This window comes from Stenotrophomonas sp. 28608_Sma, assembly GCF_056486185.1.
Window position 1 is genome coordinate 1,372,323 of sequence record NZ_CM151308.1, and the last position, 14,122, is coordinate 1,386,444.

The 14,122-nt window shown below is 67.8% G+C and carries 13 protein-coding genes; 3 read left to right on the forward strand and 10 right to left on the reverse strand.

Annotated features, from left to right (window positions below; all coding sequences use genetic code 11):
• Positions 1-140 precede the first annotated feature (140 nt).
• The 8 genes from ACZLHH_RS06285 to ACZLHH_RS06320 all read right to left on the reverse strand — a co-directional run bounded on the left by ACZLHH_RS06285 (position 141) and on the right by ACZLHH_RS06320 (position 6,870).
• Complete coding sequence (locus tag ACZLHH_RS06285; RefSeq protein WP_180845144.1) at positions 141-1,343, reverse strand: DegT/DnrJ/EryC1/StrS family aminotransferase; 1,203 nt, start codon at positions 1,341-1,343, stop codon at positions 141-143.
• A 10-nt stretch (positions 1,344-1,353) separates the two neighbouring features.
• Positions 1,354-1,752: a DMT family transporter gene (locus tag ACZLHH_RS06290; protein WP_180845145.1), complete on the reverse strand. Its 399-nt coding sequence runs from the start codon at positions 1,750-1,752 to the stop codon at positions 1,354-1,356.
• Positions 1,749-2,108 (reverse strand): EamA family transporter, encoded by a 360-nt coding sequence (locus ACZLHH_RS06295; RefSeq protein ID WP_012479558.1) that lies wholly within the window; start codon positions 2,106-2,108, stop codon positions 1,749-1,751. The genes ACZLHH_RS06290 and ACZLHH_RS06295 overlap by 4 nt, the downstream gene beginning before the upstream one ends.
• A 1-nt stretch (position 2,109) precedes the next feature.
• Positions 2,110-2,946 (reverse strand): alpha/beta hydrolase, encoded by an 837-nt coding sequence (locus ACZLHH_RS06300; protein ID WP_107432641.1) that lies wholly within the window; start codon positions 2,944-2,946, stop codon positions 2,110-2,112.
• 79 nt (positions 2,947-3,025) lie between these two features.
• Positions 3,026-4,405, reverse strand: coding sequence for a sensor histidine kinase (locus ACZLHH_RS06305; RefSeq protein WP_005412674.1), 1,380 nt, complete (start codon positions 4,403-4,405; stop codon positions 3,026-3,028).
• Positions 4,402-5,085, reverse strand: a complete 684-nt coding sequence (locus ACZLHH_RS06310; RefSeq protein WP_121503880.1) for a response regulator — start codon at positions 5,083-5,085, stop codon at positions 4,402-4,404. The genes ACZLHH_RS06305 and ACZLHH_RS06310 overlap by 4 nt, the downstream gene beginning before the upstream one ends.
• A 134-nt stretch (positions 5,086-5,219) precedes the next feature.
• A complete protein-coding gene (locus tag ACZLHH_RS06315; RefSeq protein WP_180845146.1) occupies positions 5,220-6,347 on the reverse strand; it encodes a metallophosphoesterase in 1,128 nt (375 codons plus the stop codon).
• A 73-nt stretch (positions 6,348-6,420) separates the two neighbouring features.
• On the reverse strand, positions 6,421-6,870 hold the full coding sequence (locus ACZLHH_RS06320) for a winged helix-turn-helix transcriptional regulator (protein ID WP_180845147.1): 450 nt from the start codon (positions 6,868-6,870) through the stop codon (positions 6,421-6,423).
• Positions 6,871-6,947: 77 nt separating this feature from the next.
• Here ACZLHH_RS06320 and ACZLHH_RS06325 point away from each other — a divergent pair, with 77 nt between their 5' ends.
• Positions 6,948-8,165 carry an MFS transporter gene (locus ACZLHH_RS06325; protein WP_180845148.1) on the forward strand — a complete coding sequence of 406 codons (1,218 nt, stop codon included), beginning with the start codon at positions 6,948-6,950 and terminating at the stop codon, positions 8,163-8,165.
• 95 nt (positions 8,166-8,260) lie between these two features.
• Here the strand turns inward: ACZLHH_RS06325 and ACZLHH_RS06330 are convergent, their stop codons facing one another.
• A complete protein-coding gene (locus ACZLHH_RS06330; RefSeq protein WP_180845149.1) occupies positions 8,261-9,676 on the reverse strand; it encodes a GGDEF domain-containing protein in 1,416 nt (471 codons plus the stop codon).
• A gap of 289 nt (positions 9,677-9,965) precedes the next feature.
• On the opposite strand from ACZLHH_RS06330, the gene ACZLHH_RS06335 reads away from it, so the two are divergent.
• Positions 9,966-12,215, forward strand: a complete 2,250-nt coding sequence (locus ACZLHH_RS06335) for a TonB-dependent siderophore receptor (protein ID WP_049462383.1) — start codon at positions 9,966-9,968, stop codon at positions 12,213-12,215.
• Between the two features lie 180 nt (positions 12,216-12,395).
• Positions 12,396-13,376, forward strand: a complete 981-nt coding sequence (locus tag ACZLHH_RS06340) for a cation diffusion facilitator family transporter (RefSeq protein ID WP_032127521.1) — start codon at positions 12,396-12,398, stop codon at positions 13,374-13,376.
• Positions 13,377-13,414: 38 nt separating this feature from the next.
• On the opposite strand, the gene nfi is transcribed toward ACZLHH_RS06340, so the two are convergent.
• Positions 13,415-14,089, reverse strand: a complete 675-nt coding sequence (gene nfi / locus ACZLHH_RS06345; RefSeq protein WP_180845150.1) for a deoxyribonuclease V — start codon at positions 14,087-14,089, stop codon at positions 13,415-13,417.
• Between the last annotated feature and the right edge of the window lie 33 nt (positions 14,090-14,122).

The following is a 14,122-nucleotide window of genomic DNA, read 5'->3' on the forward strand; positions in this document are numbered from 1 at the left end:
GATGCCGGGCCAGGCTCAATGTAGGCAGGCAGCCTTTCTCGTTCCTTTCCTGTTGAAAGCCTGCATTGCAGGGCGCGGAAAGCGTTCAGGAAGGTGCATGGATGAATGCGCGGGGCGCACTCCATCCGTGCGTCCTGGCGTCACGCGCGGGCCAGTGCCCGCAGTATTTCGGCGGTCTCTTCACGGGTCTGCCAGGCGCTGTTGCCGAGGGTCAGCATGCGTGCGGCGAAGTCGCGTGCGTTGGGCATGTCGTCCTGCGGCACGATGCCGCGCAGGTAGGCATAGCCGGGCAGGGCATGGATGAACATGCGGCTGGCGCCAAGCCCGCGTGGCCACAAGTCCTTCAGTACCGCATCGCGGGCGCGTTGGCTGGGCAGCAGCAGCATCAACAGTGGCCAGGTGCCACCGCTACCGGCCAGCCCATCGACCACCTCAACGGCGGGCAGCTGTGCCAGCTGCACCCGCAGCTGCAACGCACGCAGCCGACCGGTCTGAAGGAATGCCGGCAAGCGCCGCGCGGCATGCGCGCCGATGTTCTGCCGCCACTGGCTGACCCGGTGCTGCGGGATATCCAGCGGGAAAATGTCACCGACCGCATCTTCCAGATCGTCACGCTGAAGCGCATTGCGCAGTGGATTGCCATACACCAGTGACAGCAGCGAAGGGCGATAGCAGGCAGCAAGGCCCAGCAACTGCACGCTCCGCAGCAGCTCCCAGCGCAGGCTGGAGCGAACGTGCTGGACGGCATGTTCGGCCAGCGCAGCACGCAGTTCGTCATCGCGGCTGACCAGCAGGCCGCCTTCATGCAGGCTCAGGCCCTTGCCGGCGGCCAGGCTGAAGAATCCGATATCGCCGCGCATGCCGACACTGCTGTTGCCGACCCGTGCGCCGAGTGCCTGCGCGGCATCTTCGATCACCCAGGTGCCGGCGTTGCGGGCGACTTCGCAGGCCAGCTCGACATCGGCAATGCGCCCGCCCAGGTGGGTGGGCAGGATCGCCAGCGTGCGCGCATCGGCCAGCCGCTTGAGCTGGCCGGGGTCGAAGTCGAAATGACCGCGCCGGGTATCGCACAACTGCACGCGCAGGCCCAGGCTGTGCACCGCGATCGGCACCAGCGGGCAGGTATAGGCCGGCATGATCACGGTGTCGCGCTTTGGCGCACGCTTGCGCAGCGTGCGCAGGGCGATCAGCAGCGCGTGCGTGCCGGAACAGGTCAGCTGCAGCGGCGGTGTGCCGAGCTGGCTGGCCAGGATGTCACGCAGGTCGCCGCCACCGGGAAGGAAATCGCTGGCCTGCATCGGCAGGCCGGCGGTTGGTGGCAGTTCGCGCGCGAACAGGCTCATCGCAGCGCGCTCATGGGGTGCTTTCGGCAGGGCTGTGCGGGTCGTCCGCCTCGGCGTGGCCGAGGCAGACGATGCCGGCCACGATCAGTACCGCACCGAGCAGATGGTGCAGGGTCAGCGGCTCGTTCAACAGCCACGCCGACAGCAGCAGCACGCTGATCACTTCCAGGTGCGAGGCAGCAAAGGCGGGACCGATCGGCGCATGGCGCAGCAGGCTCATCCAGGTGAAGAATGCACCCACGTAGCCGAGGATGGCGCCGTAAACCCACGGCTGCGACAGCACGCGCAGCAGCCAGGCGGTGTTGGCCTCGACCGGCAACGCGGCGTCACCGGCGTACTTGAAGCACAGCTGGGCCAGCGTGTCGAACGCCATCAGCAGCGGGAAGCCGATCACATACAGGCGCCTCATGAGCCGGCCCCCACCACGGCTACCCCGGCGGTGACCAGCAGCATGCCGGTCACCCGCAGCGGCGTGAGTTTCTCGCGGAACAGGAAACGGCCGGCGATCATCAGCGCGACGATGTTGATCGAGCCCAGCAGCACGCCCTTGGACAGCGGCACCAGCGACAGGAACGCGATCCAGGCGACGAACTCAAGCACGTAGCAGGCGATGCCGATCCACAGCCAGGGACGGCTGAGCATGTGTTTCCAGCGCTGCAGTCCTTCACCCTCCTGCGGATCGCTGGCGGCGGCCTTGAAGGCGAGCTGGCCACCGGTATCGAGCACGACATTGGCCAGCCACAGCAGCGTGGCAAGTGCCCCCATGTCAGGCCACCGCCTTGAGCACGCCAGTGCGTTCACCGATTTCGGTGAAGAAGCGCGCGCTGCGGCGGATCACATCGCGGCGTTCGCGGTCGATGGTGATCATGTGGTAACTGTCTTCCAGCACCACCAGTTCCTTCGGGCCGCTGACCCGCGACATCACCAGCTCGGCGTTGCCCATGCTGGCCACGTCGTCCTCGCGGGCGTGCATCACCAGGCATGGCGCGGTGACCTGGTGCAGGTGGCGGCGGGTCCAGTTGCTCAGGGCGCGCATTTCGGCCAGGGCGTGCCAGGGGTTGCCCGGCAGGCCGGCGGCGGCGCTGTCGCCGGACAGCATGGCGGCACTGACCTGTGCACGCAGGCGCTCGTCACGCAGGCCGTACGGCGGTTCTTCCATGAACATGCGGTCGCGGCCGATGTTGAAGCGCTTGAACCACGGCAGCAGGAACGAGAAGCGGGCCACGGCGGGGATGTTCCAGCCGTCATAGCGGAAGGTGGCGCCGTATACGCCAACCCCTGACACCCACTCGGGGCGACGTGCAGCCAGTGCCAGTGCCAGCACCGCGCCCATCGACAGGCCGCCGACGAACAGCTGGTCGACCTTGCCGCGCAGGGTTGCCGCCGCATCTTCCACGCCCTGGTACCACTGTTCCCAGGTGGTCGCCAGCAGGTCATCCACGCTGCCGCAATGGCCGGGCAGCTGCACGCCGTGCACGGTGAAACCGGCGTTGTTCAGCCCTTTGCCCAGCATGCGCATTTCCGCCGGGGTGCCGGTCAGGCCATGGACCAGCAGCACGCCCTGTGGGCCACCGGGGAGGAAGAAGTCGTGCGATTCGGTCACCTGGCGGCTCCGGGACGGCAGTGGGGATGGCAGGATCGCAAGCGCGATTTTCGCCAGCCTTTCAGCGCCCCGGGCCGGGTCAGGGCGCCTTCAGCAGCGGCAGCGTGATGGCGACCTTCAGTCCGCCACCTGGGCGGTTCAGGAAGCTCAGGCGGCCGCCGAAGTGCTCCACCGCCTCGTGCGCGATGGCCAGGCCGAGGCCGGTGCCGCTGGCAGCGGTGCCCGGCGCCCGGAAGAAGCGCTCGCCCAGCCGTGGCATCACGTCGTCGGGCACACCAGGGCCGTTGTCTTCCACATACAGTTCGACATCATTGTCGTCCAGCGCGTGCACGCCCACCGTGACGGTTGCATTGCGGCCGGCATAACGCAGGGCGTTGTCGATCAGGTTGTCCAGCGCTTCCTGCAGCATGGCGCCGTTGCCCAGTACACGCAGCGGATGGGGACTGCCGCGGTAGCCCAGATCGATGCCATCGCGGATCGCCTCCGGTACGCGCATGCCGACCCACTGCGGTACCAGCTCGCACAGGTCCAGTGCCTCCACGGTATCGGGCACGGTCTGCGCCCGGCTCAGTGCCAGCAGCTGGGTGCTGACCCGGGCGGTGCGCTGGTTGAGCCGGCGGATGTGCTGCAGCGCCTCGCGCACTGTATCGGGGTCGCCATGTGCCAGCGCCTGGTCCACGTGCAGGGCCATGCCCGCCAGCGGCGAACGCAGCTGGTGCGCGGCATCGGCGATGAAACGGTTCTGCAGGGTGATCATTTCCGCCTGGCGGGCAAACAGATCATCGATGGTGCTGATCAGTGGCTGGATCTCCTCGGGCACGTCGGCATCGGAGATCGGCGCCAGTTCGCCGCGGCGCTGGGCCAGGCGGGTCCTCAGCGGGGTCAGGATGCGCAGGCCATAGGTCACGCCGAACCAGACCAGCGCTGCGGTACCCAGCGCCAGCATGGTCATCAGCGGGATGATGATCATCAGGATCTCGCGCGCACGCTGCCGGCGGTCAGCCATGCTCTCGGCCACGGTCACCGCCAGCTGGTCCTGCGGATCGTTCATCGCCTGCGTGCAGACGGTGGCCATGCGCACCTGCTGGCCATTGAGGTTGCCGTCGTACAGCGCCGGATGCACACCGGTGCAGTCCTGCGAAGGGGCGTACGGGCTGAAGTCTGCATTGCCGCTGAGCGTACCCATGCGGCTGCTGTCGACGTTGAAGTAGCGATGGCCGTCGGGGTCGTACTCGATCAGGAAGCGCGCCTGCGGAGACAGGTCGCTGGTCACCGGCATGGTGCTCAGCATCTGCGCGAACGAATGCGTGTCGTCGATCAGGTTGCGGTCGTGGATGCGGTTGGAATAGTCCAGCGCAACGTAGTAGGCCAGGATCGTGTTGAAGGTGAGCAGGCCCAGCATCGGCAACGCCAGGAAGGCGAGCAGGCGCCGGCGCAGGCTGGGCGGGCCACTGATCACGGCGTGCTTTCGTCCTGCGCGTCTTCCAGCATGTAGCCCAGCCCGCGCACGGTGCGGATGCCCATGCCGCCGGGCTGCAGCTTGCGGCGCAGGCGGTGCAGGGCGATGTCCAGGCCGTTGTCGGTGAGGTCCTGGCCCCAGTCGCACAGCGCTTCCACCAGTTGCGCGCGCGACACGATGCGCTCGGCGCGTACCGCCAGTGCCGACAGCAGGCCGAACTCGCGCGCAGTCAGTTCCAGCGACTGATCGTCGATCCACACCCGGTGCCCGGCCAGATCGATACGCAGGCGGCCGATGCGCAGGTCCGGGTTGCCATTGCTGGTGACCCGCCGCAGCTGCGCACGCACGCGTGCTTCGAATTCGTCCAGTGCGAACGGCTTGACCAGGTAGTCGTCGGCGCCAAGGTCGAGCACGCGCACGCGTTCGGCCAGGCCGTCGCGGGCGGTCACCACCAGCACCGCCAGGCCATCGCCGCGCTGACGCAGGCGCTGCAGCACGTCGCGGCCATCCAGCTGCGGCAGGCCCAGGTCCAGCACCAGCAATGCGTACTGGGTCGAGCCCAGTGCCGCGTCGGCGTGCGCGCCGTTGTCGACGTGGTCAACCACGTGCCCCTGCCGGCGCAGCGAGGCGCACAGGCCGGAGGCGATGTCCGGGTCGTCTTCAGCAATCAGAACGCGCATGCGCGGGGGCTCCTGTAACGGTCAGGCCCACCGGATGGATGGGGTGGGCCTCTCTCGGCTGCCGAGGGTAGCCGCAAACCGGGTGAAGGTGGAGCGCGCCGCCGCCGCCCGGTGCCGTCGCGCTGTCCCTTCATTCAGTCCTGCAGGCCCGGCTCACCCGGCGCCAACGGCACCCGCGAGCCATCCAGCAGGCCACGGCTGAGCCTGCCATTTTCGATGAACAGCAGTTCGCCGTTCTCGCCGTTCTTGATGCTGCTGTCGATGGCGATCACGCGGTCGCCATGGAAGCTGCTGACGTGTGGCATCGAGGTGTGGCCGACCACGATGCGTTTGAGCTGCAGGCGGTCGAGTACGGTCTGCACCCCCGCGGTGTCGAGGTGGCCATCGAAGTAGCCGCGGTACCAGATCGGGCTGGTCTTGCCGTCATACAGCGGTGCGGTGGCCGGGTCGGCCTTTACTTCGGCCTTTGGCAGGCCCAGTGACGCCTGGTAGGCCGCATTGGTGCGCGCCGGGTCCAGCGCCAGCTGCACTGCCTCGGGCGAAATGCCGCCGTGCAGGAACAGGGTGTCGCCGATCTTCAGCAGCACCGGGCGGGTGCGCAGCCACTGCCCGATCACCGAATCGGCACCGTACAGCTGCGGGTAGCTGCGGCCGAGCAGCTGCGCGCTGCGCAGGTACTTCGGGTTGACGTAGCGCAGGTCGTCGTACAGCACCATGGTTTCGTGGTTGCCGAGCACGAAGTGCACCGCGCCGCCGGCGGCGGCCGCCTGCTGCTGCAGGCCATACAGCAGCCAGAAGGCCTCGGTCACCTGCGGGCCGCGGTCGAACACATCGCCGGCGATGACCAGCGTGTCCTTGCCCAGCGCCCAGCGATCCTGGGCATCGATGACCTGGTGGGCGCGCAGCAGGCGCACCAGCAACCCGTACTGGCCATGGATGTCGGACAGCGCAATGATGCGCGGCACGGCCGGCAGCACGGAAACCGAAGGCGCATTCGGGGCAGCCACGTGCACCGTGTGCTCGTAGCCGCAGCGCGGGGCGATGTCGGTACCTGCGGCCTGCGTGGCAAGCGTGTGCGACTCGACCTTGTCGTCGCAGATCCACTTGGCCTGCAGCTGGTCGCCCTGGCGGAACACATAGGGGCCATCGGCCTGCACGTGGTCGGCGGGCGCGGCAACCTCGCGGGCCTGCGTGGTTGCTGTGGCGCAGGCCAGCAGCGGCAACAGCAGGGCGGTCAGCAGGGAAGGGCGATCGCGCGACATCGGCGGCATCCAGTGGCGGAAAGACCCGATGCTAACCGGCGCGGGTGTTCGTCGGTGTGCGCGAATGGGCGGATCAGGTGTCGCGCCCGCCGTCCCTGAGCTTGCGCACGCGGGTGGCGGCGGGCTGAAGTGGCTGGCCGTCGCGCCCGCGCGGCTGCATGTAGGGCAGCGGCCGCCGCGTCGCCGATTCGATCAGCTGTGAATGGGCTTCACCGGCCTCGAAGCGATGGCGTTCACCCCATTGGCGCAGCGCGACCAGCAGCGGGAACAGTTCCTGGCCAGCGGCGGTGAGCACGTATTCCTGGTAGGCCGATCCATCGGAGGCCGGCTGCAGCTGCAGGACGCCGGCCTCTACCAGCCGGCGCAGGCGGTCGCTGAGGATGTTGCGGGCCGCGCCGAGGCTGCGCTGGAAATCACCGAAACGGGTGACGCCATCGAAGGCATCACGGATGACCAGCAGCGCCCAACGATCACCGAGCAGATCGGCGCTGCGGGCGACGGGGCAGGGGCTGTCGGCGTGCATGGTGGACCTCTCTGATGTGGTTGCAGTTTAAAACCAATGGCAGTAGCCTGCATCAAGTTTCAAATTGCAACCACGTCATGAGTGCCACATCGCTTCCCCGCCCACTGCTGGTCCTGCTTGCGGTTGCCGCCGGCGCCAGCGTCGCCAACGTCTACTACGCACAGCCGCTGCTGGATCAGCTTGCACGCGCCTTTGCGCTGGACCGGGCCGTGGCCGGCGCGGTGCTGGCTGCTACCCAGGCCGGTAGCGTGCTGGCGTTGCTTGGCCTGCTGCCGCTGGCGGACCGTGGTGACCGGCGACGCCTGCTGCGGCTGCAGTTGATCGCATTGGTGCTGGCGCTGCTGTGGCTGGCAGCGTCACGCACGGCGGGCTGGCTGTTGTCGGGCATGCTGCTGGCCGGCTTGCTGGGCACGGCGCTGACCCAGGGCCTGATCGCCTATACCGCCATGCTGGCACCGCCCGAGCAGCGCGGTCGCGTGGTCGGTGTGGTGCAGGGCGGCGTGTTCATCGGCCTGCTGCTGGCGCGCGTGGTGTCCGGTACGGTGGCGGCGGCCTTTGGCTGGCAGATGGTCTACCTGTTGTCAGCGATGGTGATGGCGGGGTTGGCGGCGCTGCTGTGGCGGCGCCTGCCCCCAGTACCGGTGCCGTCGGTTCCCCCACGCTGGCGCGAGCTGCTGGGCTCGATGCTGGGCATGCTGCGCCGCGATCGAACGCTGCGCGAACGTGGGCCGCTGGCACTGCTGCTGTTTGCCGGCCTCAATGTGTTCTGGGCGGCGGCACCCTTGCCGCTCTCGGCGCCACCGCTGCATTGGTCGACCGCCGCCATCGGAGCACTGGGCCTGGCCGGGGTGATCGGTGCGCTGCTGGCGGCGCGGGTAGGGCACTGGATGGACCGTGGTTTCGCGCATCCGGTCAGCGTCGGTACGCTGTTGTTGATGCTGGTTGCGTGGTGGCCCTTGCTGGGCCTGCCGCAGTCGCTGTCGTTGCTGCTGTTGGGCGTGATCGTGCTCGACCTCGGTGGGCAGGCACTGCACGTATCGAACCAGGCGCTGCTGCTGCGTGCACCGGCAGAACAGCATGGGCGCCTGGTGGCTTTGTACATGCTGTTCTATGCGGTGGGCAGTGGTGCCGGTGCAGCGGCCGGACCCTGGATGCAGGCGCGCCATGGCTGGCCTGCCGTGTGCCTGCTGGGGGCAGGCATCGCGTTGCTGGCGCTGCTGTGGTGGGCCGCGTGGCGGGTGGCGGCGGTGAAGGCAGCGGCTGGCGCTCGCATCGGTAGTGCCGGTTGTCGGTAGAGTCGACTGTCAGTCGACTGCTCTTTACCCAACGTGCGAAAAATCCCGCGCTGCGCGCGATAGTCGACCCGCGGTCGACTCTACCTGTCCTGCCGTCATCGCTGCAGTGCGCGCCGTCCCGGGGCTTCCTGCAGGTCCGCACTGGCCACCACCACGCGGTTGCGGCCGCTGCGCTTGGCCTCGTACATTGCCGCGTCGGCACGGGCCATCAGCCGCTCGTAGTCCGGATGGCCGTCGTGGCCGGCCACGCCGATGCTGGCGGTCAGTGCCAGCACCTGGCCGTTGGCCAGTGCCACCGGCGACTGTGCGATCTGCCGCCGCAGGCTCTCGGCGATCACGGTCGCCTGCGATTCGCTGGCAGCCACCAGTACCACCACGAATTCTTCGCCGCCATAGCGGAACAGGTAGTCGCTGCCGCGCGTGAGCTGGCCGAGCAGGCCGGCGACGTGCTGCAACGCGCGGTCGCCGGCATCGTGGCCGTGGCCATCGTTGATCGCCTTGAAGTGATCCAGGTCGAGCAGCAGCAGCGAGAATGGTGCGCGGTTGCGTGTGGCCAGCTCGATTTCCCGGCGCAGCACGGTGGGCAGGAAGCGACGGTTGAGCAGGTTGGTCAGCGCGTCGCTGCCGGCATCCAGTTCGCCGATGCGCTCGAACAGCAGTGTCATCAGGGTGCGGATGGCGGCCAGGTCCTCGCGGATGGCCGGCAGCACCGCCAGTCGCTGCGCCGGAGCATCGCCGCTCGCGCGCTGCAGGTGGCCATCAATGCGGGCCATCAACTGGCCCACCTGCTGCGTTTCGCTGCTTTCGCCGAAGCTGGGGATGCCCTTGTGAGTGAACCACAGGCCGAACTCCGAGGTGGCCAGGCTGGCGTTGTCGCTGGCCTGCACGTGACCGGCCAACGCGTAGAGCAGGGCGTTTTCCCAGTCCAGCAGCAGTGCGCGCTGGCGCTCGCGTTCGGTACCAACGTTCTGTACCAGCGAGAACAGCCGGTAGGCGGCGTCGGCACGGGTGGAGCGCTCGCGCGCGTGGGTGTAGGCCAGGGTCATGCCTTCCATGGCGATATCCATGATCGCGCTGAGGCAGTCGATGGCGGCAAAGGCGGTGTCGCTGTCCGGTGCATCGTCGCGCAGGCGCACGAACAGTTCGTGCTTGAGCACGCGCGCACCGCGGGTAACCAGGTCGACCGGAATGCCGACGCGGGCGTGCACGTCGCCGATGATCCGCTGCGAGGCCACGGTGTTGGCGATGCCGCTGGCATCAGTGGTCAGCAGCTGCGCCAGCCAGCGCTGCATGGCCGGCTGCAGGCGCTGCTTGACCTGGTCGTGGGACAGGAAACGGCGCGCACGGGTGTCCTGCAGCAGTACTTCGTAAAAGCGCTGGGCCAGCGCGGGTGGGGCATCGGTAGCAGCGGCCTTGAGCAGCGCGGTGGCGGCAGGGCCGGCCTGCAGCAGACACTGCTGCCAGGCCTCGGCCAGCGGCTGGCTGGCATCGTCCAATTGGGGTGGTTCCACGTCGATCTCTGACTGCGTACGGCAAACCACGGGTATCGGCCGCGGCGGCATACGGTTGATGGCGGGTTAGCCGGCCAGTTTACGCGCGGTGCAGGGTTGCACGGTGCGCAAACCACATCGGCGCCGCTGCGGCAATGAGTGAACGCATTTGAGAATCAATCGCATTGATGGGAGAATGCGCGCACGGAACGGGCTGCAGGTGCCTGCTGCAGGACTGCTCCGCCTCCCCCTCGTCGTTGCCTCAAGCCCTTTGCCAGAGGCCCCGTAGCCCTGCCAGAAGGTCCTGATCATGTCCCCTGCCGTTGTCCTTTCGCCGCGCCCGCTGGCGCTTGCCGTTGCCGCCCTGCTGGCCGGCAGCGCTCTGACCGCCCACGCCGAAACCGACGCCACCGATATCGACACGGTGCACGTCACCGCCTCGCAGATCGCGCGCCAGGCCCTGGGTACCTCCACCATCACCGCAGAGGACATCGCCAGGCGCCCGCCGGCCAACGACATCGCCGAGCTGCTGCGCACCATGCCCGGCGTCAACCTGACCGGCAACAGTGCCTCGGGCCAGTACGGCAACAACCGCCAGATCGATCTGCGTGGCATGGGCCCGGAAAACACCCTGATCCTGGTCGACGGCAAGCGCATCGGTGCGCGTGATGCCGTGCGCATGGGCCGCAGCGGTGAGCGCAATACCCGCGGCGATACCAACTGGGTGCCGGCGGAAATGATCGAGCGCATCGAAGTGCTGCGTGGCCCTGCAGCGGCACGTTATGGCTCGGGTGCTTCCGGTGGCGTGGTCAACATCATCACCAAGCGCCCGACCGGCGACCTGACCGGCGCGGTCGACCTGTATGGCCTGGTGCCCGAGCACAGCGCCGAAGGCGGCAGCGAGCGCGTCGGCCTGCAGCTGAGCGGGCCGATGACCGACACCCTGTCGTTCCGCCTGTACGGCAATCTCAACAAGACCGACGCCGATTCGCTGGAACTCAATCGTGACTTCGCGACGAATCCGAACGCGGTGCCGCCGGCCGGTCGCGAGGGCGTCAAGAACCGCGATGTCAACGCGCTGCTGCGCTGGGACGTGACCGCCAACCAGGTGGTCGAATTCGAAGCCGGCACCAGTCGCCAGGGCAACATCTATGCTGGCGACCGCGCGGTCAGCACCACCGGTACCTCGACACCGATCGATCTGGGGGCGTTGGCCGAGCAGCAGGCCGAGACCAACCGCATGTATCGCAACACCGGAGCGATCACCCATCGCGGCCGCTGGGGTGATGTGACCTCGCGGGTAACGGCTGCAGTGGAGGCGGTGAACAACTCGCGCATCAACGAAGGCCTGGCCGGTGGCCCGGAGGGCAGCTTCAACGGCACCGACTGGTCGACCTCGCGCCTGCGCAACTACCAGCTGGACGGCGAAGTCAGTTTCCCGACCACGCTGGGTGGTGCCGAGAACATCTGGACGCTGGGCTTTGAATACCTGGACAGTCGCCTGACCGACCCGTACTCAATGAGCCAGTCCAGCAGCAGCGGCGGCGGCATCCCGGGGCTGTCGGCCGATCGCGCACGCGGCAAGTCCGACGCGCAGACCACCGCCGTGTTCGTGGAAGACAACATCTACCTGGGCGAGCGCTGGATCGTCACCCCGGGCCTGCGCTTCGACCACCACAGCCAGTTCGGCAACAACACCAGCCCCAGCCTCAACGCGCAGTTCCGCATCAACAGCGACTGGGTGGTGAAGGGCGGTATCGCCCGTGCATTCAAGGCGCCGAACCTGTACCAGTCGAATCCGGACTATCTGTATTACACCCGGGGCAATGGCTGCCCGAATGCACTGCCGAGCCTGGGCGCCGGCTGCTACATGCGCGGCAACTCGGACCTGAAGGCGGAAACCAGCCTGAACAAGGAACTGGGTATCGAGTGGGCACCGCAGAGCGGCTGGCAAGCGTCGTTGACCTACTTCCACAACGACTACAAGGACAAGATCCAAGCCGGGTACAACCAGATCGGGCTGACCGCCGACACCAAGGGCCGCATCTTCCGCTGGGAGAACGCACCCAAGGCGATCGTGCAGGGTCTGGAAGGCAACCTGGTGGTCCCGCTGCTGGGCGAGCAGGGCAACCGCCTGAAGTGGAGCAACAACTTCACCTACATGGTGGAGAACGAGAACAAGAGCACCGGCCAGCCGCTGTCGGTAATTCCGAAGTACACCGTCAACACGATGCTGGACTGGCAGGCCACCGACAAGCTGTCGGTGCTGCTGACCGGCACCTTCTACGGCAAGCAGAAGCCGGCCACCACCAACATCAACAATGATCCGCGCTGCACCGGCACCTGCGATCCGTCGATCGCGCTGCAGGACCGTGGTGCGTACAACATCTGGGGCGTGAGCGCGCGCTACAAGGTGACCGAGACGGTCAGCTTCGGTTTCGGCGTGAACAACCTGGCCGACAAGCGCCTGTTCCGCGAGGCCAACAGCAGCGATGCCGGCGCGGCGACCTACAACGAGCCGGGCCGCGCGTACTGGGCCAGCCTGCGCTTCGGGTTCTGACCGCAGGCGGACGTCGGTCCGCTGCGTCCGCCAGGCGTGGCCTGGCGTTGCCGGCCGCGCTCCGGTAGCGCCGGGCCATGCCCGGTGAGGGACCGCGTGGCCTGCAATGTTATAAACACCGTGATAGTTTCCCAACGCCCTCCGGCGTAGCCTGCCTCCCATCGCAAAGGAGCTGTTGCCATGGGCCACGACCACGATCACCTGCCATCCGAGATCCGCCACGAGAAACCCTTGTGGTGGGCGCTCGGCCTGACCTCCACCTTCCTCGTCGTCGAGGTGGTGGGCGCGTTCTGGACCAACAGCCTGGCGCTGCTGTCCGACGCGGCGCACATGGCTACCGACGCTTTAGCGCTGATGATCGCGCTGGTCGCGGTGCGGCTGAGCCGGCGCCCGCCGGACGCGCGCCGCACCTACGGCTATGCACGCCTGGAAGCGCTGGGCGCGATGATCAATGGCGCGATGCTGTTCGTGGTCGCCGGCTATATCCTGTGGGAGGCCATTGGACGTTTCCGCGAGCCGCAGGAGATTGCCTCGTCGGGCATGCTGGTGATTGCCGCGGCGGGCCTGGTCATCAACCTGATCTCGATGCGCCTGCTGCAGGCCGGCAGCGGCGAGAGCCTCAACGTGAAGGGTGCCTACCTGGAAGTGTGGGCAGACATGCTCGGCTCGGTGGCCGTGATTGCTGGCGCGCTGTTGATCAAGTGGACCGGCTGGAAGCCGATCGACCCGATCCTGGCGGTGCTGATCGGCCTGTGGGTACTGCCGCGCACCTATGTGCTGATGCGCGAAGCGATCAACGTGCTGCTGGAAGGCGTGCCCAAGGGCATGGACGTGGCCAAGGTGCGCGACAGCCTGTCCGGCCACGCTGCGGTACTGGACGTGCATGACCTGCATGTGTGGGCGCTGGCCTCCAGCACCCCGGCGCTGACCGCGCACATCGTGATGCGCGACGGCACCGATGCCGATGCGCTGCGTCGTGATCTGGGCGGGCGCCTGCACGATGACTTCGGCATCGAGCACGTGACACTGCAGATCGAAGCGGACCACTGCGGCGAAGCCTGTGGTGAGCCGGCGCCGGCCAAGGGCGGCGAGCACGAGGGCCATGAAGGCCATGACCACGGCGAGGACGCGCAGGGCCATCGCGGCCACGTGCATCGCTGATCGAGGATGGCGACCGCGCCGGGTGATGCCCGGTGCGGTCATTCGTCCCGTCGCGAGGCCAGCCGGTCTGCCAGCCGCGTCGGCTCCGGCAGCCGGTAACCGCGCAGCGTGCGCTGCACCCAGTCCAGCGCGGTATCCGCACTGACCCGATGGCCACCGGCCACGAACAGCGGTTTGCAGCGCAGCTTGCTGCGCAGCACCCAGCCCAGTTGCTCATCGCCATCCAGCAGCGGCGTATGCGCACCGGCCTCGGCGCCCGGTTCGACGAACCGGCCCACCAGTTTCGACTTGGCGACGCCGATGCTTGGCAGGTCGGTGACCACACCGAGGTGAGCGGCCACCCCCAGCCGGCGCGGGTGGCTGATGCCATGGCCATCGACGAACACCAGGTCCGGCGTGCGTGGCAGCAGCGCGAGTGCGGCCAGCAATGCCGGCAGCTCGCGGAAGCTGAGCAGGCCGGGGATATAGGGCATCACCGTGGGAATCCGCGCGACTTCCTGCGCTATCAGCTGCAGCGTCTTCGCATCCAGCTGTACCGCCGCGGCGCGGGTGATGGCGCCATCGTCCTCGAAGCCGACATCCAGCCCGGCCAGCCAGCGCACGTTGCGTGGCAGCCGGTCCTGGCGCTCCACGCGGCCAGCCAGCTGGATCTGCTGCTTGCGTGCCGCAGCGACGCTGCCTTCCCAGCGCCCGGGGTCGATCACCGTATTCATTGGTCACAGCATCGCATGCGCGGTGCCACGGCC

What these genes read in the sequence shown, in the direction of transcription:
- ACZLHH_RS06285 (WP_180845144.1), bottom strand. Translation starts at nt 1,343, where the DNA reads ATGAGCCTGTTCGCGCGCGAACTGCCACCAACCGCCGGCCTGCCGATG.
- ACZLHH_RS06290 (WP_180845145.1), bottom strand. Translation starts at nt 1,752, where the DNA reads ATGAGGCGCCTGTATGTGATCGGCTTCCCGCTGCTGATGGCGTTCGAC.
- ACZLHH_RS06295 (WP_012479558.1), bottom strand. Translation starts at nt 2,108, where the DNA reads ATGGGGGCACTTGCCACGCTGCTGTGGCTGGCCAATGTCGTGCTCGAT.
- ACZLHH_RS06310 (WP_121503880.1), bottom strand. Translation starts at nt 5,085, where the DNA reads ATGCGCGTTCTGATTGCTGAAGACGACCCGGACATCGCCTCCGGCCTG.
- ACZLHH_RS06315 (WP_180845146.1), bottom strand. Translation starts at nt 6,347, where the DNA reads ATGTCGCGCGATCGCCCTTCCCTGCTGACCGCCCTGCTGTTGCCGCTG.
- ACZLHH_RS06320 (WP_180845147.1), bottom strand. Translation starts at nt 6,870, where the DNA reads ATGCACGCCGACAGCCCCTGCCCCGTCGCCCGCAGCGCCGATCTGCTC.
- ACZLHH_RS06325 (WP_180845148.1), top strand. Translation starts at nt 6,948, where the DNA reads ATGAGTGCCACATCGCTTCCCCGCCCACTGCTGGTCCTGCTTGCGGTT.
- ACZLHH_RS06335 (WP_049462383.1), top strand. Translation starts at nt 9,966, where the DNA reads ATGTCCCCTGCCGTTGTCCTTTCGCCGCGCCCGCTGGCGCTTGCCGTT.
- ACZLHH_RS06340 (WP_032127521.1), top strand. Translation starts at nt 12,396, where the DNA reads ATGGGCCACGACCACGATCACCTGCCATCCGAGATCCGCCACGAGAAA.
- nfi (WP_180845150.1), bottom strand. Translation starts at nt 14,089, where the DNA reads ATGAATACGGTGATCGACCCCGGGCGCTGGGAAGGCAGCGTCGCTGCG.